Origin of the sequence: Polyangium sp. 6x1, from assembly GCF_029946515.1 — a bacterium.
In the GTDB taxonomy this organism is placed as follows: domain Bacteria; phylum Myxococcota_A; class Polyangia; order Polyangiales; family Polyangiaceae; genus Polyangium.
On sequence record NZ_JARZHH010000010.1, the window covers coordinates 184031 to 203198 of the forward strand.

At 69.2% G+C, this 19168-nt stretch carries 16 protein-coding genes; 10 read left to right on the forward strand and 6 right to left on the reverse strand.

Annotation, left to right across the window (positions count from 1 at the left end; all coding sequences use genetic code 11):
* Positions 1-3: 3 nt before the first annotated feature.
* Complete coding sequence (locus QHF85_RS13190; RefSeq protein WP_281327504.1) at positions 4-825, forward strand: metal ABC transporter permease; 822 nt, start codon at positions 4-6, stop codon at positions 823-825.
* 7 nt (positions 826-832) lie between these two features.
* Here QHF85_RS13190 and QHF85_RS13195 read toward each other — a convergent pair whose 3' ends face one another.
* Positions 833-1765 carry a hypothetical protein gene (locus tag QHF85_RS13195; RefSeq protein ID WP_281327505.1) on the reverse strand — a complete coding sequence of 311 codons (933 nt, stop codon included), beginning with the start codon at positions 1763-1765 and terminating at the stop codon, positions 833-835.
* Between the two features lie 129 nt (positions 1766-1894).
* Here QHF85_RS13195 and QHF85_RS13200 point away from each other — a divergent pair, with 129 nt between their 5' ends.
* Positions 1895-5812: a hypothetical protein gene (locus QHF85_RS13200; protein ID WP_281327506.1), complete on the forward strand. Its 3918-nt coding sequence runs from the start codon at positions 1895-1897 to the stop codon at positions 5810-5812.
* Complete coding sequence (locus QHF85_RS13205; protein ID WP_281327507.1) at positions 5809-7296, forward strand: outer membrane protein transport protein; 1488 nt, start codon at positions 5809-5811, stop codon at positions 7294-7296. Before QHF85_RS13200 ends, QHF85_RS13205 begins: the two co-directional genes overlap by 4 nt.
* Positions 7297-7354: 58 nt before the next feature.
* Here QHF85_RS13205 and QHF85_RS13210 read toward each other — a convergent pair whose 3' ends face one another.
* A complete protein-coding gene (locus QHF85_RS13210; RefSeq protein WP_281327508.1) occupies positions 7355-7534 on the reverse strand; it encodes a hypothetical protein in 180 nt (59 codons plus the stop codon).
* A 93-nt stretch (positions 7535-7627) separates the two neighbouring features.
* Between QHF85_RS13210 and QHF85_RS13215 the strand changes: the two genes are divergently transcribed.
* From QHF85_RS13215 to QHF85_RS13230, 4 genes are all read left to right on the forward strand, one after another.
* On the forward strand, positions 7628-9022 hold the full coding sequence (locus tag QHF85_RS13215; RefSeq protein ID WP_281327509.1) for a sigma 54-interacting transcriptional regulator: 1395 nt from the start codon (positions 7628-7630) through the stop codon (positions 9020-9022).
* A gap of 63 nt (positions 9023-9085) precedes the next feature.
* Entirely contained in the window at positions 9086-10543 is a 1458-nt protein-coding gene (locus tag QHF85_RS13220) for a serine/threonine-protein kinase (RefSeq protein ID WP_281327510.1), read from the forward strand.
* 53 nt (positions 10544-10596) lie between these two features.
* Positions 10597-10980, forward strand: a complete 384-nt coding sequence (locus QHF85_RS13225; protein ID WP_281327511.1) for a DUF2809 domain-containing protein — start codon at positions 10597-10599, stop codon at positions 10978-10980.
* Between the two features lie 12 nt (positions 10981-10992).
* Entirely contained in the window at positions 10993-11994 is a 1002-nt protein-coding gene (locus tag QHF85_RS13230) for an oxygenase MpaB family protein (protein ID WP_281327512.1), read from the forward strand.
* Here QHF85_RS13230 and QHF85_RS13235 read toward each other — a convergent pair.
* Positions 11991-14171: a bifunctional alpha,alpha-trehalose-phosphate synthase (UDP-forming)/trehalose-phosphatase gene (locus tag QHF85_RS13235; RefSeq protein WP_281327513.1), complete on the reverse strand. Its 2181-nt coding sequence runs from the start codon at positions 14169-14171 to the stop codon at positions 11991-11993. The genes QHF85_RS13230 and QHF85_RS13235 overlap by 4 nt on opposite strands.
* Positions 14172-14518: 347 nt before the next feature.
* On the opposite strand from QHF85_RS13235, the gene QHF85_RS13240 reads away from it, so the two are divergent.
* Positions 14519-15040, forward strand: coding sequence for a dihydrofolate reductase family protein (locus QHF85_RS13240; protein ID WP_281327514.1), 522 nt, complete (start codon positions 14519-14521; stop codon positions 15038-15040).
* 30 nt (positions 15041-15070) lie between these two features.
* Here QHF85_RS13240 and QHF85_RS13245 read toward each other — a convergent pair whose 3' ends face one another.
* Both QHF85_RS13245 and QHF85_RS13250 read right to left on the reverse strand, forming a co-directional pair.
* Positions 15071-16492 (reverse strand): MATE family efflux transporter, encoded by a 1422-nt coding sequence (locus tag QHF85_RS13245; RefSeq protein ID WP_281327515.1) that lies wholly within the window; start codon positions 16490-16492, stop codon positions 15071-15073.
* Positions 16493-16552: 60 nt separating this feature from the next.
* Positions 16553-17026, reverse strand: coding sequence for a host attachment protein (locus QHF85_RS13250; RefSeq protein ID WP_281327516.1), 474 nt, complete (start codon positions 17024-17026; stop codon positions 16553-16555).
* Between the two features lie 154 nt (positions 17027-17180).
* On the opposite strand from QHF85_RS13250, the gene yhbY reads away from it, so the two are divergent.
* The gene (gene yhbY / locus QHF85_RS13255) at positions 17181-17483 is read left to right on the forward strand and encodes a ribosome assembly RNA-binding protein YhbY (RefSeq protein WP_281327517.1); all 303 of its coding nucleotides are present in this window, start codon (positions 17181-17183) and stop codon (positions 17481-17483) included.
* A gap of 13 nt (positions 17484-17496) precedes the next feature.
* Here the strand turns inward: yhbY and QHF85_RS13260 are convergent, their stop codons facing one another.
* Positions 17497-17742 carry a hypothetical protein gene (locus QHF85_RS13260; RefSeq protein WP_281327518.1) on the reverse strand — a complete coding sequence of 82 codons (246 nt, stop codon included), beginning with the start codon at positions 17740-17742 and terminating at the stop codon, positions 17497-17499.
* A gap of 104 nt (positions 17743-17846) precedes the next feature.
* On the opposite strand from QHF85_RS13260, the gene QHF85_RS13265 reads away from it, so the two are divergent.
* The coding region (locus QHF85_RS13265) for a serine/threonine-protein kinase (RefSeq protein ID WP_281327519.1) at positions 17847-19168 on the forward strand (1322 nt) is incomplete at its 3' end.

Genomic DNA, 19168 nt, shown 5'->3' on the forward strand with positions numbered 1-19168 from the left:
TTCGTGGAAACGTTGCTCGAGCCCTTGCTGGTGCCCTTCATGCAGCGGGCGATGATCGCCGGCGCGGTGGTCGGTGGTCTCTGCGCGATGATCGGCGTCTTCGTGGTGCAGCGGGGCCTCTCGTTCATCGGCGACGGCCTGGCGCACGCGGCGTTCGGGGGCATCGCCCTCGGCCTCTTGCTCGGCGTGTCGCTCGAGCGAATGACGTGGGTGGCGCTGCCGTTCACGGTGATGATCGCGCTCGGGATCGGGTACGTCTTGCGGCGCGGGAGCCTGCGCGGAGACGTGGCGACGGGCGTGTTTTCGGCCGTCTCCTTCGCGCTCGGCGTGCTCCTTCTGGGGCTGCGCTCCACGGACGGGCCCCAGGTGAACGTGGAGACGGTGCTCTTCGGGAGCATCTTGGCGATATCCCCGGACGATCTGATCACGGTGGGCGTGGTCGGCGTGGCGACGACGCTCTTGCTCGCGTTCACGTGGACGAAGCTCGCGTATGCGACGTTCGACCCGGAGCTCGCGGCGCTGTCGGGCGTGAAGGTGGCCGCGCTCGATTACATGCTGCTCGCGCTGACGGCGGTGGTGATCGTCGTGGCGGTGAAGACGGTGGGGATCGCGCTCGTGAGCTCGTTCGTCGTGATCCCGGCCGCGACGGCGAAGATGGTGGGCCGGAGCATCGGGCGGGTGGCGCTGCTCGCGATTGCCATCGGGGTCATCGGGTCGTCGATTGGATTGATTCTCTCGTACCACGCGAACGTGGCCAGCGGCGCGACGATCATTTTGACGCTGGGGGCGGTGTTCGGGCTCGGGCTTCTGTTCAAGAAGAAGTGAGCGCCGCTCAGGAATCCGCGAACCACATCCGCGCGAACACCCGGGGCCGCGCTTTCTCGATCGGCCCCGCGGCCTCCTCGTCCGACACCAGGATCGCCGCCACGCCCGCCGCGTCGTCCCGCGCGAACGCGCGCAGCGCGACCCGCGTCCGTTCACCGGCGAAGCTCGGCTTCCGGTAAGCGATCTCGATTGTGCGCGCGATTTGAGGATTTTTCCGTCCGTGGTCCCACAATCGACGCAGCGCGGCTTCCAGGAAGAGGCGCGGATAGACCAGCGAATTGACGTGTTGGTTCGAGTCCGTATGATCGAGCCCGAAGACGACGTGCATCCCGTCGAGCACGAATGCATCGTCGAGCCAGCGCGCCCCTTGCGGCAGATCGATCGAGGCCTCGGGCGGCCGCCACGCGTAGCGGTCGGGCGGCACCTCGGGCAAACCCGGCATCGAGAGCCGCGTGACCTTGCGCGCCTCGGGCGGGCCGAACGGGCGCGTGATCACGTGCTCCGCGAAGACACGACCCGCGAGCAGCCGCTCGCCCGCGTTCGCAGGCGCCGGCCCGTGCGTGCGGCCGGCTTTGCCGAACACGTTGCACCACATGTTGAGCACCAGCCGCTCGACCGCGCCATTCTCCCCCGCGGTGTGCGCGAGCTGGAACCGCCCCTCGCCCTCCATCGGCGACATCACCGACAGCGGCCCGTCACCGCCCTCGATCACGAAGCGGCTCAGGATCGGCAGGATCCCCTCCGCCGCGAGCGCCGCCGTCGCCCCCTGTTGCCACACCTTCCGCCACACCGAGGGCCCGAGCACCACGGGCATCGCGTCGAGCAGGAGTTTTCCGTTCTGGCTAATGTCCTCGTAACGTAGGACCAGCGGTCCCGACGCATGTTGTGCTTCCGGGACCTCGGGTTCCGCGGGGATGAACGTCATGATGCGCGGCGACATGTAGCAACCTTTGGGCGCGTCGCCCGTGACAATTGTCGAACGACGGCGTTCCTGGTGAGGCAGGGCTCATGTAGAATCCTGCTTCGTGGGAGGGTCGCCATGCGCGCTCGTCTGACTCGCTCGCCTGTCTTGCGCCGCGTTCTTCGTTCCTTTGGCCTCGCGGCCACCGTCGCCGCGGCCGCGTCATGCCACGAAGGCATCGATACCACACGGATCGCGCCACCAAAGGCCACGCTCGGCGATGATCTTTACGGCGTGCTCTGCGACCGTATCGGCGCGAGCTCGTTGACCGAGGATCTCACGGGCGGCTCGTACCACGCGATCTGCCACTACTCGAACCAGGGGATTTACGCCGACACGGTCGATACGAGCTTCCTGCCGCCCGTGATCGGGCCCGAGCAGGAAAAGGCGCGCGCGCTCGGCATCGCCAAGGTCGAGACCATGGCGCGGCGGCGCAGCGATCTCGTGCAGGCCTTCAACGCGATCTTCCCCGACGTCGAGATCGACGACGTCACGACGGAGGCCGAGGGCGACAAGGTGCGGCTGCACGACGCGCTTCTCTCGTTCAGCCAGAACCTTTCGCGTCTGTACGAATCGAATCCGTTCGAGCCCCAAGGAACGCCCACGGTGCCCGCGTCGACGCGCGCGCTCGGCGAGGTGTTCGACTCGTTCATGAGCAGCGAGCCCGCGCGGCAGGCATTCTCGAAGATCTGGGGGCGGCAAGGCTACAGGCCGACGGGCGCAGCGCTCGGCGCGGTGCGGCCTTTGCTGTCGTATCCGCGTCTGCGCCCGCTGCTCGGCAGCGCGCTCGACGTGCTCGCGCCCGATGGCGTGATGGCGCCCGAGCTCACGCAGATCCTCCGCGTCGTGGAGCGAGATCTCGCGACGTCGAAGCCGACGCTGGCGCCGCTTTCGCCGCTCGTGGTGGACCCGGCGACGGCGCAGCCGAATCGGCCGATGGAGACGCTCGAGATCCTGTCGCGGATCATGCTCGATCAGCACGCGCGGTACGCGAAGGATCAAGCGGCGACGCCGACGTGGATCGCGCGGCGTGATCGGCGCGGGTTCGTCGTGCCGTTCGGCAACGTGCCGGGGCAGGCGGGCACGGTGCCCGCGCCGTTCGCGGACACGGACGGCGACGGGTTCGCGGACACGGACGAGTTCGGGCAGTTCGTGACGAACATCAACGTGCCCGTCGCGGCGCTCACGCCGTTCAGCCCACAAGGGACGCCCGGCACGGACACGTTCGGCCGCCCCGAGCCGCAGGTCTACGAATACGTCGATACGTCGCGCACGCTCATCGGCGCGATCGCGCAGGACCTCGCGCCGCTCGTGGACGCGACCGAGTACGCGTCGGGCGAAGGCGAGGACGCGTGGCAGAGCGAGCGCGAGACGTTGATGTACGCGGTCGCCGGGGCGTCGATGCTGCTCGGGGATCGGGAAGACGCGGTCTACGATCTGGAGACGGAGGAGGTCAAACCCGCGGGGACCGAGTGCGCGAGCTGTGTGCCGTATCGGCGTTTCAAGGCCGATACCTCGCCGCTGCCGGACCTCGCGCATGCGCTCGGGCAGATCCTCGCAGATCCGGAGTCGGATGCGCTCGTGCTCGGGCTCATCGATCTCGTGGAGAACCACGAGCAGGAGCTCGCGCGGCTGCTCGGCGCGGCGCTGAAGATCCGGAAGATCGCGCTCGACCACGACACGCTCGCGGCGCAGGGGCTCGAGAAATTCGCGGCTGTCCCGTACGAGTCGCCGATCTGGGACGAGATCGCGTCCGTGATGGCGCGCGTGACGCAGCGGCCGGGGCTCACGGCGAAGCTCATCGGATCGTTCGGGGATCCGGCGTTCGTGACGCCCACGGGCGGCGTCTCGCACATGGGCGAGTCGCTCATGCGGCTCATGACGACCCGCGACGAGATGACGTATTACGACGACGACATCAATGGTCCGGCGTGGAACGTCACGACGAACAACACGCTCGATCCGTCGACGCCCGTCGATCGGACGAAGCCGCTCGCGGGGGCGAACCGCTCGGGCTGGGAGCGGGCGCTCGACATCATTCACCACGCGAACCACGTGAAGGCGTGTAACAAGCAGGGCGCGAAGGTGAAGGCGGCGCTCGGCAGCCTCACCGTGTCGTGGCCGCTCATCGGCAGCTACAACGAATGCGAGCTGCTCACGTTCCCGAACCTCGCGGTGTTTTACATCGACGCGGTCCTGCCGGCGAACCACCCGAAGCGGGCCGAGTTCAAGATCAAATCGGGCACGCTCGAAGGCATCCTGAACTTCCTCGGCGTGTTCACGGACAAGGACGGGCTGTTCGAGCAGTCGTCGGGCATCACGGGTCTCACGCTCCACCCGGAGCCGAAAGCCCTGAACCGGCTCGTCTTCTTCGGCGCGACGTCCGATCAATTCAGCGTGCTGCCGGACATCGATCTCTACATCCTCGGCGGCAATACCAAGAACAAGAAGACGAACGATTTCATCTCGAACCTGATCGAGCCCGTCCCCACCGTGGTTTGTCCGCAGACGCAGCTCGAGACGCGCAAGTGCGACACGTCCGCCGACATCCTGCGTCTACGGGGCGAAAACACGCTGTTCTTGCTCGAACGGTTCGGCTTCTACGATTACCTGCGCCCGCTCGTGACCACGTTCGCGAACGCGACGTGCAATGCCACAGCGACGCAATGCCAGCAGCAGAACGGCGAGTTCGTGGCCGACGGCGAGGTCATGTTGCTCGACCTCATCGAGATCATGAAGCGCCACTGGCCGGGGTCGGATCACGGCGAGGAGTGCAATTCGAGCGGGGACGCCCAGACGAACCCGCTTTATTGCTCGGGCTCGGGCGTGAACACATATGAGCCGATCCTCGCCGACGCGTTCATGACCGACATCGTGCCGGCGCTGCACGAGTTCTCGAAGGCGATGCGCGACGTCTCGAAGATCACGGTCGCGCGCGGGCCGAACGCGGGCAAAGTGATGACAGGCGCCGACGTGCTCGAAAAGACGGCGCAGATCCTGTTCGACCCGGCGTACGCCGAGGCCGCGGGGATCACGGATCGGAAGGGGAACAAGGGCACGACGTGGGTGGACGGGACGCCGCAAGCACAGCACACGGGGTTCACGTTGTTCGCCGACGGCCTGCACGCGATGGATCTGCGCTTCGACAATGCGTGCGGTTGCTCGGGCAAGGCGGGGCAGGAGCTCGCCGAGTGCCAGGCGGCCTACGACACGTGCAAGGCCGACGCGGACCGGCGCAAGGGGCAATGGAAGCGGGCGCGCTCGCAGCTCGTCGATCAATTCCTCGCCGTGGAAGGCGAGGGCACGACGGCGAAATTCGCGAATCCGGCGATCCCGCGGGCGCTCTCGACGACGCTGCGCGCGTTCCGCGAGCAGGTGAACGCGCATTGCCCGGATCGTGAGAACGGGACGCCGTGTACCTGGGCGAAACAAGAGCTCGGTCAATCGCTGGCCGACGGGCTCGATGGCCCGATGATCGCGGCGGCCATCGACCTCCTGGAGAAGATCCGGCAGGACGAGACGGCGCGGCGCGAGCTCGAGCGGCTGCTCGATCATCTCCTGTCGGCCGCGAGCGACGGGCAGGCGCTCGAAGCGACGTTGTCGTCGTTCGCGGACATGTTGCAAGCGCTGCTCGCCGATACCGAGATCGCGCCGCTCCTCAATGCGGCGGCCCCGGGCGCGCGGCCCGAGGACGAGGCGGGGAACAAGGGCGCATTGCCGGCGGCGCTTCAGCTCTTGAAGGCGCTCAATTCGGACGAGTACGACAAGTACCACGTGATGGATCACATCCTGCCGAACCTCGTGACGCCGATGGAGCCGGTGAACGGCGTCGGGAGGCCCTCGCCGCTGGAGATCATCATGGATACGGTGGCCGAGGTGAGCCGCATCGACGCGGCGGCGAACCCGGGGCCGCTCGCGCCCACCGATTACGAGACGATCTTCGGCTCCGCGCGTGATTTCCTGACGAGCCCGACCCGCGGCCTCGAGCAGATCTACACCATCGTTCAGAAGCGGCCCCGTCCATGACCAGAAAAACCCCCCCGCGGAAGCGCGCTCTCGCCGTGGGCGCGCTCGCCGCCGTCTCCCTCGGGCTCTTCGCCGAATCCGCCGGAGCGGCGGGCCTCTATCTGTCCGAGCGCGGCGTGCGTCCGCTCGGGCGAGGTGGGGCCTTCGTCGCGGGCGCTGACGATCTCGGCTCCGTCGTCTACAACCCCGCGGGCCTCTACGACGCCGGGATGAGCGTGCTCTTCGACGCGAGCTACGTTCATTTTTCGAGCGAATACACCCGCCGCACGATCGTGCGGCAGACGGATCCGAACACGGGCGCGACCGTGAACGAGGGCGTGCAGACGTTCGACCCGGTAAAGGGGAGCGCGCCGTTCTTGCCGATCCCGACGCTCGGGTTCTCGTTTGTCCCGCACGATCAATGGGTCGTGGGTGTCGGGCTCTGGGCGCCGTACGCGGGCATCGCGACGTACCCCGAGACCTCGAACGGGCAGCCCGCGCCGCAGCGGTATTCGCTGCTCTCGCTCGAAGGCTCGGTCCTCGCGGTGGGCGGCGCGTACGCGGCCTATGCGCCGACGCCGAACCTGCGGATCGGCGCGGGGGTCGAGGTGCTCGCCGGGACGTTCCGGAGCACGGTGGTGTTCTCGGGCTGCGTGCCGGATCGTTTCTTCTGCGCGCCGGAGCAGCCGGCGTGGGACGTGCTCGCGGAGCTCGCGGTCGGGCCGATCATCGCGCCGTCGGCGAACGCGGGCGTGATTTACATTCCGCACCCGAAGGTGCGGGTGGGTTTGTCGGGGCATTTGCCGTTCTGGGTGCGGTCGAGCGGGACGATCCGGACGCGGCTGCCGTCGGCGGCGCCGTTCGCGACGGCGCGGCAGGAGGGCGAGGACGCGGACGTGGCCTTCGAGCTGCCGTGGAACGTGCGGCTCGGCGTGGAGGCGCGGCCGAACGACAAGCTCCGCGCCGAGCTCGCGCTCGCCTACGAGGATTGGGGCGTTCACGACAGCATTCGCGTGAACCCGAACGGCGTCGCGCTGAAGAACGTGGTGGGTTTTCCCGAGACGTACCTCTTGCCGCCCGTGAACCTGCCGCGCAATTTCCAGGGCGCGTTCTCGGCGCAGGTCGGCGGCGAATACGCGATTCCCGTGGGGAAAATGCAGCTCGACGTGCGGGCGGGGCTCCGGTTCGAGACGAGCGCGGTGCCGAACGAGTACGTCTCGGTGCTGACGATCGATTCGAACAAGCTGACGCCTTCGGTCGGCGCGGGGCTCCACATCGGGCCCGTTCGGCTCGACCTCGTGGTGGCGCACGCGATCATGTTCTCGCAGGACGTCGATCCACGCGAGGCGAAGATCCCGCAGGTGAGCCCGCTCGTGGCGAACCCGCCGCCGCAGCCGAACATCATCAACGGCGGGAGTTATTCGGCGAGCGCGACGGTCGTGGGCCTCGGAGCGATGTACACGTTCGGGAAGGCCGCGCCGGCGAAGGCGAAGCCGGGCGCCTGACACCCCCGCACCCCCACCCCTCGCCCGTCCCGGGAGAGGGGCCCTCCGAGGCGTACCTTCACGGGCCGCGTCCGCTGACCTTCTCGGCGACCTTCTCCAGCCGGTCGAGCGATCTGCGCAGGTCGTCCCGGTAGGCGTGATCGTCCGTGTGGACGAGCTCGTCCCGCATCTGCCGCAGCCGGATGTCGAGCGCGATCCTGAGCTCCCGTGCTTCTTCGTCCGCGATCTCGAGGTTCATGCTCGAACGCATGGAGCCCCGGCCCTCTGGCGAAAAGCGGGGCGCGCGCCGGGGCCGTGACGTCGGCGGGCGTGCGTGCTGAGATGGCGGCGCATGAGCGAGCGCGAGGACGAGGATGTGTTCGACGACAAGGTGGAGACGGAGCTCGGGCGCAAGCCCGAACGCGAAGCCTCGCCCGGGTTCTCGCTCGTGGTCGTCGGCGGCGCGAGCCGCGGACAGACCTTCACGATCGCGCCCGGTCATCCGTCGCGCGTGCTCGTCGGGCAGAGCCCGATGTGCGATCTGCGCATCGACGATCGGCTGGTGTCGCGCAGGCACGCGGCCTTCGAGATCCTGCGCGATAAACTGCGCATGACGGACCTCAACTCGACGAACGGTACGTCGGTGCAAGGCGTGGCCGTGCTCGACGCGCTGCTCGTGGGCGGCGAGGTCGTCACGATGGGCGAGACGCAGATCCGCATCGACAGGCTCGCCGATCAGGCGCCCCCGGCCATCCCCTCGGCCGTGCGGTTCGGCACGATGGTCGGCGCGAGCCCCGAGATGCGCGCGCTCTATCCGCTCTGCGAGCGGCTCGCGAGCGCGGTCGTGCCCGTGCTCATCGAGGGCGAGACGGGCACGGGCAAGGAGGTGCTGGCCGAGTCGCTGCACGAGCTCGGGCCGCGCAGGCAGGGGCCGTTTGTCGTCTTCGACTGCACGGCCGTCCCGCCGAACCTCGTCGAGTCCGCGCTGTTCGGGCATGAGCGCGGGTCGTTCACGGGCGCGACCGAGTCGCGCAAGGGCGTGTTCGAAGAGGCGCACGGCGGCACGCTCCTGCTCGACGAGATCGGCGATCTGGAGCTGCCGCTGCAAGCGAAGTTGCTCCGCGCGCTCGAGCGCTCGGAGGTGCAGCGCGTGGGATCGAACCGATGGATCCGCGTGGACGTGCGGATCCTGGCGGCGACGCGGCGCGACCTCGATCACGAGATCCAGGCGGGGAAGTTCCGCGACGATCTGTTCTACCGGCTCGCGGTCGCGCGGATCGAGCTGCCGCCGCTGCGCAGACGAACGGGGGACGTGCTCGTCCTGGCGCAACACTTCTGGCATCATCTCGTCGGCAAGGACATGCCGTTTCCGCCTGATTTCGCGCGGCGGATCGCGGACTACGCGTGGCCGGGCAACGTGCGCGAGCTCCACAACGCGGTCGCGCGTCACGTGGCGCTCGGCGATCTCGCGCCGATCGCGACGCTCCGGCCGAACACGCCGCCCCCGACGGGCGTGCCGAGGCCGAGCGGACCGGCGAGGCCCGCGGCGGCGGCGGAGTACATGGAGGAGGTCCTCGCGCTCGATCTGCCGTTCCCGCGGGCGCGGGAGCGCGTGGTCGAGGAGTTCGAGCGGCGGTACGTGCAGCGGGTGCTCGCGGCGCACGGCGGCAACGTCGGCGCGGCCGCGGCGGCGTCGGGGATTGCGCGGCGCTACTTTCAGCTCATCAAGGCGCGCCACAAGGGGTAGTCTCGGGGCTGAATGGAAGGCGAACGGGGGTCGCCCCGGGTGCTCATTTTAGGCCGCTACCGCGTGCACGAGGAGATCGCGGCGGGCGGCATGGCCACGGTGCATCTCGGGCGGCTCGTCGGGGACGAGGGCTTCTTGCGGACGGTGGCGATCAAGCGCCTGCACCCCTGGCACGCGCGGATCCCCGACGTCGTCGCGATGTTCACGGACGAGGCGCGGATCGCGGCGCGGATCCGGCACCCGAACGTGGTGGGCACGCTCGACGTGGTGTCGCAGGAGGGCGAGGTCTTCCTCGTGATGGAGTACGTGCACGGCGAGCCGCTGGCGCGGCTCATCAGCGCGGCGAGCAAGCGCAAGCAAAAGATCCCGCCGCGCATCGTGGCCGCGGTGCTCGCGAACGCGCTCCGCGGGTTGCACGCGGCGCACGAGGCGAAAGACGCGCGGGGCGAGCCGCTCGGCGTGGTGCACCGCGACGTGTCGCCGCAGAACGTGCTCGTCGGCGCGGACGGCGTCGCGCGCGTGCTCGACTTCGGCATTGCGCGCGCGGCCGGGCGGGCCCATGTGACGAGCGACCATACGATCAAGGGAAAACTCGCGTACATGTCGCCCGAGCAGCTCCGCGGCGAGGTGCTCGATCGGCGGGCGGACGTGTATGCAGCCGGCGTCGTGCTCTGGGAGGCGCTCACGTGCCGGAGGCTTTATGCGGGCGCGTCGGAGGACCTCGCGCTCGTGCGCCTGCTCGAAGCCGAGGTCGAGGCGCCGAGCAAACGCGTGGCCGATCTGCCGGCGTGTTTCGACGAGGTCGCGCTCCGCGCGCTCAGGCGCGACGCGAACGCGCGTTTTCCCACGGCGCTCGAAATGGCGACGGCGCTCGAAGCGTGCGGGCCGCTGGCGACGCCGTCGGAGATCGGCGCCTGGGTCGAGGACATGGCGGGCGATACGCTCGCCGAGCGCGCGCGGCAGATCCAGGCGATCGAGAGCGAGGAGCGCCGTACGTCGCAGCCGCCCTTGCTTTCGAGGATGCCCGCGCCGATCCGCGAGGAGGTGACGCTCCTCGACGCGCAGACCTCGGCAAACGAGCCCCCGGAGGCGCCGCCGGCAGTGACGACGGTGAAAACCGAGGGGCCGAATGCGGCGGCGACGAAGGCGTCGGAGCGACGCGCGACGCCGGTGCTGATCGGGCTCGTCGGGCTCGTCGGGGCCCTCGTGGTGGTGCTGATCGTCATTCTGTTGCGGGGCGGTTCGGAGAGCGCCGCGTCGGCACAGGCAGCGCCTTCGATCGCCATGAGCGTCGCCGCGCCCGAGCCCGTCCTCACGAGCGCGCCCTCGGTCGCGACCCCGCCCGCGCCTCCCGCGTCGAGCTCCGCGCCTTCGGCGTCGCCGAGCGCCTCGCCCAGCGTGACCGCGGCGCCGCGCTCGACGGCGACGAAGGCAAAACCTGCGGGTCCGAGCGGCGGCTGCGATCCGCCGTTCTTCATCGACGCGTCCGGTCGAAAAAAGTACAAGCGGCATTGCCTTTGACGGCCGAACGCGCGTTCAAAAATCGGCCATGCGACGCGGGAGGGCCGCGTCGTTTGCGTGGGCTCTCCGCGGCGCTCGTGCTCGTGACGATCGGGCTCGGGCTTTTGTCGCGGAAGACTCCGGACCTGCCCGCGTGGTTGTCGAAGGGAGCGGGAGACGCGCTTTATGCCACGATGAGCTTCTGGCTCGCGGGGCTCCTCGTTCCGGCGTCCCGGACGGCGTCCGCGTCCTTGGCAGCGCTGCTCTTCTGTTACGCAATCGAGGCCAGTCAGCTTTATCACGCGCCGTGGATCGATGCGATCCGCGCGACGCGGCTCGGTGGGCTCGCGCTCGGGCATGGATTCCATGTGATGGACCTCATTTATTATGCGGTCGGTGTGTGCGTCGGAGCGGGGATCGAGCGCGCGGGGAGGCTGCGGAGGGAGCGGTCGTCGTGATACGTTGTTGCAATGCCAGGAGCCCGCGAAAGCATCCCGCCGATTTCCCAGAAGGACCCGCAGCAGTGGGAGCGTTGCCTCGCCTACGCGCGTGAGCACGCGGAGGGCCCGGTGGAAGGGCTTTTCGCGCAGGAGGGGATGGTGCGGCGCATCTGGCGGGAGGGGGCGATGCTCGCCGCCATTCCGCCGGCGGTGGTCCTGGAGGTCCTCTTGCCCGAGGTGGCCGAGGGCGTGGGAAAGTTCAGCGATTATCAAACGAAGCTGATGGCGAGGACGCGGCGAACGGTGTACGCGACGCACGCGCTCGTCTTCGGCGATCTCTCGATGTCGATCGAGGTGGGCGAGCGCATCTTCCAGATCCATGAGCGGGTCCGTGGGTCGATCTCCTCGCGTTCGAGCGTGACGCGGAGAGGAGAGCGGTATCGCGCGAACGACCCGGCCGCGATGCAATGGGTGTTCGCCACGCTGGTCAAGGGGGCGCTGACGACGTACGAGGCGGTCGTCATGCCGCTCGATCGGGGCGAGCGGGCGCGCTTCTACGAGGAGTCGAAGCGATGGGGCGCCGTGGTGGGTTTGCCCCCGGAGCAATTGCCGCTGAACTGGGAGAGCTTCGAGCGATATTTCGAGCGAATGGTGGAGGAGCGGCTCGAGCTCGGCGAGATGGCGCGGGACATCCTGCGGGTGCTGTTCGGGCCGCCGTACATGCGCGGCGCCGCGCGGCTCTGCGCGGGGCTCTTGCCGGAGCGGTGGCGGAGCGCCGTGGGTTTGCCCTGGGACGCGGAGGCAAAACGAGCGTACGAGCGCGCGCTCGGCGCGCTGCGCGGGGCGAGGCATTTGCCGCCGGCCCTGCGGTACGTGCCCGCATGGCATCAGGCGGCGGCGCGGATCGAGGCGGCGAGGGGAGGAGAGGTGTCGCGGACGACGCGGATCGTGCAGGCGCTCGACGCGCGCGGGTTGATTCCCGCGGGGCTCGCGCCGCCGGAGCGCATCATGCGCAAGTCTCCGGGGGGTTAATCCGCGGCAATGGCCTGGAGGAACGCGCGGGCGGCCATGGGCCCCGACAAACGGTAGGGAGCGCGGCTCGGGCGAGGGCCGACGTGCACGGCGACGTGCGGGGGCGGGAGCGCGGCGAACATCTCCTCGTCGACGAGGTCGTCGCCGAGCGCGACGAGGCGGGCGCCGGGGGGAGCGCCTTCGAGGAGCGAGGCGACGAGCGCGCCGCTCCCCGCGCCCATGGGGCGAATCTCGACGATCTTGTCGCCGGGGAGGATCTCGACGGGCGTATTTTTGAGCAGGTCGCCGAGGTGGAGCCGCAGCTCCTTGGCCTGGAGCGCGCCGAACTCGGGGTCGGCCATGCGATAATGGAACGTGAGGGAGGCGCTCTTTTCTTCGAGCAAGGTGCCCGGGGTGCGGGCGACGAATTGCTGGAGCAAGGGGAGGAATCTCGCGTGCCAATCGGACGGGATGTCCTTGCGGGCGCGCCATTCTCGCTCCTCGGCGTCGCGCGTCCAGAAGCCATGCTCGGCGGCGAGCGAGATGGGCAGGTCGCCGAGCCAGCGCCCGAGGGCGTCGCGCGACCGGCCGCTGACGACGTGCACGCGCGTGCCAGGGCGGCGCGAGAGGTCCGTGAGCAGGCGCCGGAGGTCCGGGTCGGGCGCGGCCTCGTCGGGCGCGCGCGCGAATCGGACGAGGGTGCCGTCGTAATCGACGACCACGGTGAGGCGCTGGGCTTCGCGGAGCTCGGCCGTGAGGCGTTCGAGGGCCGCGGGCGCGGTCACGCCGAGGGGGCGCGTGCTCGACGCATCGGATTGCTCGTCGAGCGTGGAGAGGAAGCTCTGCGCCCAGTCGTGGACGTCGTGCGCGAGGACCCGCTGCCGGAGGTTTTGCATGCGCTGTCGTCGCTCGCCCTCGGGCATCGTGAGGGCGCGCTTCAGCGTGGCCGCGACGCCGCCGATGTCGTACGGATTGACGAGCAATGCGTCGCCGAGCTCGGAGGCGGCGCCGGCGAACTCGCTGAGGACGAGCACGCCGTCCTCGTCGGTGCGGGACGCGACGAACTCCTTGGCGACGAGGTTCATTCCGTCGCGCAAGGGCGTGACGAGCATGACGTCGGCGGCGCGATACAGGGAGGCGAGCTGGCGCTCGTTGAAGGAGCGATACATGGAGTGAATGGGCACGGAGTGCACCGTGGCGTAGGCGCCATTGATGCGGCCCACGAGCTCGTCGACCTTGCTGCGGAAGCCCTGGTAGGCCTCGACGTTGGTGCGCGAGGGGACGGTGACCTGGACGAGGCGGACCTTGCCGCGGAGCGAGGGCTCGCGTTCGAGGAGGCGCTCGAGGGCGAGGAGGCGCCGCGGGATGCCTTTCGTGTAATCGAGGCGGTCGATGCCGAGCAGGATGCGCTGGCCGGGCTGGCGGAGCGATTGCGCCTCGGCAATGATCTCCGGCGAGTCGGCGAGGGCGGAGAGCGCGGCGGCGTCGATGCCCATGGGAAAGGCGCCGAGCCGGACCTCACGCCCTTCGGTGAAGACACGATCGACGTTGGCTTCGAGGCCGAGCACGAGGAGGAGCGCGGACGCGAAATGGCGGAGGTACGGGAGCGTGTGGAAACCGATGAGGTCGGCGCCGAGCAGGCCTTCGAGGATCTGGGTGCGCCACGGGAGGATGCGAAAGACCTCCGAGGACGGGAAAGGGATGTGGAGGAAAAAGCCGATCCGCGCGTTCGGGATTTTTTTCCGCAGGAGGCCGGGGACGAGCATGAGCTGATAGTCGTGGACCCAGACGATGTCGCCTTCGCGGTGGTGGGCGGCGACGAGGTCGGCGAATCGCTCGTTTACGCGGCGGTAGCTCTCCCAGTCGCGTTCGCCGATGGGGACCTGATCGAGCAGATAATGGAAGAGGGGCCAGAGGACGCCATTGGAGAATCCCTCGTAAAACCTGGAGACCTCGCCCGGGGAGAGGTGCAGCGGCACATAACGGAGCTCTTCGAGGCGCGCTTCGACGGCGGCGCGTTGATCGGGCGGGAGGCGCGAGACGTCGCCGGGAAAGCCGAGCCAAAGGCCTCCCGAGCGCTCGTGCGGGCCCTTCATGCCGGTCGCGAGGCCTCCGGCGCTCCGGGTGACGTGGACCTCGCCATGCTCGACCTTCACGGTGACGGGCAGGCGGTTCGAGACGAGGAGCAGGCGTGCCATCACAGGAGGGTGGCATCGGTGGAAACATTTGTCCATCAAAGGAAAATGTATGAGGACAAAAGAATGCTGTGCCCCGACGAACGGCCCCAGGAGATTGCGAATTTTCTTGCAAGGTCTGCGGGAGGTGGGTAAGGTCGCCGCGACGCTGACGAAGCGTCGTCCTATGGTCTTCTCTCGCTGAGCACGAACCCCCGCCATTGCGAGCACCGCTGCTCCTCCCCGTTCGTCCCTCGTGGATGCGTCGGGTGGAAGTCGAGCGGCGGTCGGTCGCTCGTGGCGGAGCCGAAAACGTGGTTGCTGCCTGCTTGGACGCTGGCACGTAGGCCAGCGTGTACCTGGAGATCGGTATGAGAAAAGTCGTGTATCACGTGGCTGTCACGGTCGACGGTTTCATTGCGCGCGAAGACGATTCGTTCGATTGTTTCTGCAACGAAGGGCCGCACGTCGACGAATACGTCGCGTCGTTCGCGGGCTACGGCGCAGTGCTGATGGGCCGGCGTACGTACGATATCGGGCTGAAAGTCGGGGTGACGGATCCGTATCCGATGATGGAGACGTACGTCTTCTCGAAGACCCTGAAGGAGAGCCCGAATCCGCGCGTGAAGGTCATCGCGGAGGACGCCGTGGGCGTCGTTCGCAAGCTGAAGGCCGAAGAGGGGAAGCCCATCTATCTGGCCGGCGGCGGGGAGCTCGCGGGGATGCTGCTCGCCGAGGGCGTCGTCGACGAGGTGCTGATCAAGCTGAATCCGTTGCTGCTCGGCGCCGGAATTCCCCTGGTCTCAAAGCTCCCCGCGCACGTGAACCTCACGCTGCTGTCGACGAAGGTATACCGCAATGGTGTGTTGTTGCTGCAGTACGCCGTGCGCTAGCCAGCGCGCGCGCCGGAGACCGTAGCCCCGTCAGATTCGCTTCATCTGCGCCGGCGTGAGCCGCGCGAACCGGATGACGAGCGCCGATGCGACGGCGAAGAGCGCCGCCGTGAGCCCCCACCAGATCCCGACCGCGCCCATGTGGACCGCGAACCCCAGCAAGAGCGCGAGCGGAATGCCGAACGCGTAATACCCGAGCACGTTCGCATTCCGCGCCGACGTCGTATCCCCCGCGCCCCGGAGCGCGCCCGCCGCGACCACCTGCGCGCCGTCCGCGAGCTGGAAGATCGCAGCGATGCGAATGAGCGGGACCGCGGCCTCGAGGACGTCGGGTTTGTCCGTGAGGATCCGCGCGCACACCGCGGGGGCCGCGGCGAAGACGACGGCCGAGAGGCCCATCACGGCGCAGGTCGCGACGATGCCGAGGAGGCCCGCATGGCGTGCGCCCGTGGGATCGCCGCGGCCGACGGCGCGGCCGACGAGGACGGAGGTCGCGTTCGACATGCCGAGCGCGATGGTGAACGAGAGGCTCGCGAGCGAGAGCGCGACCTGATGGCCCGCAGCCGCCTGCGGGCTGATCCACCCGGCGAAGACGCCCGCGATCGAGAAGGCGCCGACCTCCGCGAGCAGGTGCGTGCCGATGGGCCAGCCAACCCGGACGATCGCGCGCGTGGTTTCACGATCGGCGCGGAGCTCCTCGGCACGGACCACGCCCTCGCGTCGGACGATCTCGCGGAAGATGACGCCGAAGGAGACGACCGCGGCGAGGCTCGACGCGAGGCCGGAGCCGAGGACGCCGAGCGAGGGCAAACCGATGCGCGGGAGGCCGAAGTAGACGAGGCCCTCGTCGCCGTAGATGAGGAGGATGTTGCCGATGACGTTCGTGACGTTCGCCCAGATGGCCGACCACACGAGCGCGCGCGTGTGCCCGCGGGCCTGGAGGTACACGCGGCACGCCGTGACCAGGAGGAAAGGCACGACGTTGAGGAGGCGGCCGAGCATGAAGTGCAAGACGTTGCGCGAGGTCTCCGGGTCGATGCCGACGCGGCCGACGAGGAGGCCGGCGAGGACGATGAGCGCCATGCACGGGAGCGACAGGAGCAAGCCGAGGCGCGCGGCCTGGCCGAGGACGGCGCGCGAGCGGGCGCGATCGCCCGCGCCCTCGGCCTGGGAGACGAGCGGATCCATGCCCAGGATGAGGCCCATGAAGAGCACGGTGACGCTGAAGAAGATGCCGTTGCCGATGCCGACGGCGGCGAGCGCGGTGGCGCCGAGGCGGCCGACCATGGCCGTGTCGACGAACCCGAGGAGCTGATTGGCGACGAAGCTCAGCGTGATCGGGCCGCCGAGCGCGGCAATCTCGCGAAGCTGCGCGCGCATGGACCGCGGCCCTTCTGCCTCCGTCGCGTCCACGATGCGCGAAGCACTGGGAATCGGGGCCACGTCACTCATGGAGGGCCCCGGTATACCTTCGCCTGCGCAGCTGCGCTCGACGATTCCGTGCCCCGGGGTTCAGGCGGCGATGCGTTCGGCGATCGTACGCACGTCGAGCTGCGTGTAATCCTTCTCGTGGGAACCGACGACGGCTTCGGCGACGTGGTTCGTGTGCGCGGCGAGCGTGCCCCGCAGCAGGCCGAGGAACTTCGGCGGCGCGGCGAGGACGAGATCGTGGAAAGCATGCGCGTCGTAGAGCGAGGCGAGCCGGTCGGCGAGGCTGCGCGCGAACTTCTGAGCCTCGACGTCCTTCGGGTCGGTGGCGTATTCCTTGGCGCCGCGGCCGGCGGTCTGGCCGCCGCCGGTGAAGGCGCGGCCGGGTTTGTCCGCCATGAGGTCGCGGGCCATGGCGCGGCTCTCGGGGTGCTCGAACTCCTCGACGAGCTCGAGCCAGGTGTTCGTCTCGCCGCGCCGGAACAGGCGGGCCCGACTCGCGTCGGCGATGAGGACGAACGTGGTACGTTCCGTTTCTTGCACGCGTTCCTCTTGCACGCGTCCCTCCTCCTCTCGCGCCTCGTCGGCGCGACGCGCGGAACATGGAGGGGGCGGGTGCGTCCGGCAATGGAGCGCGGGCGCGCTTGACGTGGAGGGGCCGGGGGACTAGGCCGGCCGTCCCTCGACCGCGTCGGCCGAGAAAGAGGACCGCATGAGCCTGACAGGAAAGCAGCGCCGCCACCTGCGCGCGCTCGGCCATCACCTGGATCCCGTGGTCCAGCTCGGGAAGAACGGGCTGACCGACGGCATCGTCTCCGCCGTGAATGACGCGCTGGAGCAGCACGAGCTGGTCAAGGTGCGGGTCGGGACCGAGTGCCCCGACGAGCGCGGCGACCTCGCCGAGAAGATCCCGCCGGCCGTGCGGGCCGAGCTGGTGCAGGTGCTCGGTCGGACGATCTTGCTCTACCGGCGTCACCCGAAGGAGCCGAAGATCACCTTGCCGAAGGCCGGCTGAGCCCGTCCGGCCGTCAGGGCTTGCCGCGGGTGTTTTCTTGCGGAGCGGCCAGGCGGGCGAGGATGCGCTGGAGCTCCTCGACGCTCATGTCGATGTGCTCGACGACGCGGCCGTAGAGCATCGCCGTGGGCACGTTGCGGCCCCGGCGCTCTTCCTGCGTCTGGTGCAGGACCCAGAGGACGATGCGCTCCTTGCGGGTCAAGCCATCCCGCACGTCGGGGAGGTTGTCGTAGGGGCCGGGTCGGTTGCTGCGCTTCATGGTGCGGTGGCGTGGCGTCTCTCGCCGGGACGCACGCGTCTACCCCTCCCGGCGAGGGCATGCAAGAATGGGCGCGCGATCCGGTTCGCCGACAACGACGAGTCATGCGCTCCGCCAACGAAATCCATCCCGGCGCCCTGATCGGCGGTAAATACCGCGTTCGCGCCATCCTCGGGCGTAAACATGGCCTCACGGTGGACGCGTTCCACACCGCGTTCGACCAGCGGGCCATCATCAAGCTGCTCCTGCCGCACCAGGCCGATCAACGCGAGATCGAGCGCTTCCGCCGCGAGGCGCGCGCCCTCTCGAAGATCGCCTCCGAGCACGTCGCGCGGATCATCGACGTCGGCAACGAGGCCGACGGGACGTTTTACCTCGTCCGTCAGTACCTCGAAGGCATCGACCTCGAACGGCACGTCCGCAAGACCGGTCCGCTGCCGCTCCACGACGCGATCCTGTTCGTGCTGCAAGCCTGCGAGGCCGTGGCCGAGGCGCACGCGAACAGCATCGTCGTGCGAGACCTCGAGCCGTCGCACCTGTTCGTGACGCAACGGACCGGCGGCGCGCCGTTGATAAAGATCACGGACTTCGGCACGGCGAAGCTGCTCGGCGGCGCGCAGGACGCGACGGGCGAGATCACGGGGACGGCGATGTTCGGCCTGACGCCGTACGCGTCGCCGGAGCTCGTGCGCAAGGCGAAGGACGTCGACGCACGCACGGACGTGTGGTCGCTCGGGACGATCCTCTACGAGATGCTCGCAGGTCGTCCGCCGTTCCAGGGCGAAGCCGCGTACCTGATGCTGCAGATCACGCGCGAGGATCCGATGCCGGTGTCGCAGCTGCGCGGCGACGTGTCGAGGGAGCTCGACACGGTGATCGGCTGGGCGCTCGCGAAGGACGTCGAGGCGCGCTTCCGGAGCGTGCACGCGTTCGCCCACGCGCTCCTGCCGTTCTCGCCGCCCGAGGGCCGGCTGCTCGTCGATCGGATCGGGCAGATCGCGCAAGCCGCGCGGGAGCGGAAGCCGACCGGATCGGTGCCTCCGCCCGCGCCGCCGCCGTCGGTCCCGGGCTCCGCGCCCGCGTGGCTGCCCGCGCCGAACCCGCCGCCCGGGGTCCCCGTGCCGCACGAGTTCGCGCACCTGCCCGCCGACGAGGACGCCGAGACGGGCGTGCATCCGGGCTCGGTGAACCAAGGCGCGCCGGTGCTGCAAAGGTACATGGCCACGGCGCTGCAAGCTGCGCCCGCGCCGTCGGAGATCGACGAGCAGATGACGGAGGTGTTCTCCGGGCCGGTCGTCGTGCCCGCGGCTGCGCCTGCGCCTGCACCTGCGCCCGCGCCCGCACCTGCACCTGCACCCGCGCCTGCGTCCGTCGCCGCGCCCGCATCGGCGCCCGCATCCGCGCCCGCCGCGGCGCCCGCGCCTGC

Bases quoted from the DNA above. Each gene is read 5' to 3' on its own strand.
- QHF85_RS13210 (WP_281327508.1), bottom strand. From the start codon at position 7,534: ATGAACCTCGAGATCGCGGACGAAGAAGCACGGGAGCTCAGGATCGCG.
- QHF85_RS13205 (WP_281327507.1), top strand. From the start codon at position 5,809: ATGACCAGAAAAACCCCCCCGCGGAAGCGCGCTCTCGCCGTGGGCGCG.
- QHF85_RS13230 (WP_281327512.1), top strand. From the start codon at position 10,993: ATGCCAGGAGCCCGCGAAAGCATCCCGCCGATTTCCCAGAAGGACCCG.
- QHF85_RS13260 (WP_281327518.1), bottom strand. From the start codon at position 17,742: ATGAAGCGCAGCAACCGACCCGGCCCCTACGACAACCTCCCCGACGTG.
- QHF85_RS13245 (WP_281327515.1), bottom strand. From the start codon at position 16,492: ATGAGTGACGTGGCCCCGATTCCCAGTGCTTCGCGCATCGTGGACGCG.
- QHF85_RS13240 (WP_281327514.1), top strand. From the start codon at position 14,519: ATGAGAAAAGTCGTGTATCACGTGGCTGTCACGGTCGACGGTTTCATT.
- yhbY (WP_281327517.1), top strand. From the start codon at position 17,181: ATGAGCCTGACAGGAAAGCAGCGCCGCCACCTGCGCGCGCTCGGCCAT.
- QHF85_RS13215 (WP_281327509.1), top strand. From the start codon at position 7,628: ATGAGCGAGCGCGAGGACGAGGATGTGTTCGACGACAAGGTGGAGACG.
- QHF85_RS13195 (WP_281327505.1), bottom strand. From the start codon at position 1,765: ATGTCGCCGCGCATCATGACGTTCATCCCCGCGGAACCCGAGGTCCCG.
- QHF85_RS13235 (WP_281327513.1), bottom strand. From the start codon at position 14,171: ATGGCACGCCTGCTCCTCGTCTCGAACCGCCTGCCCGTCACCGTGAAG.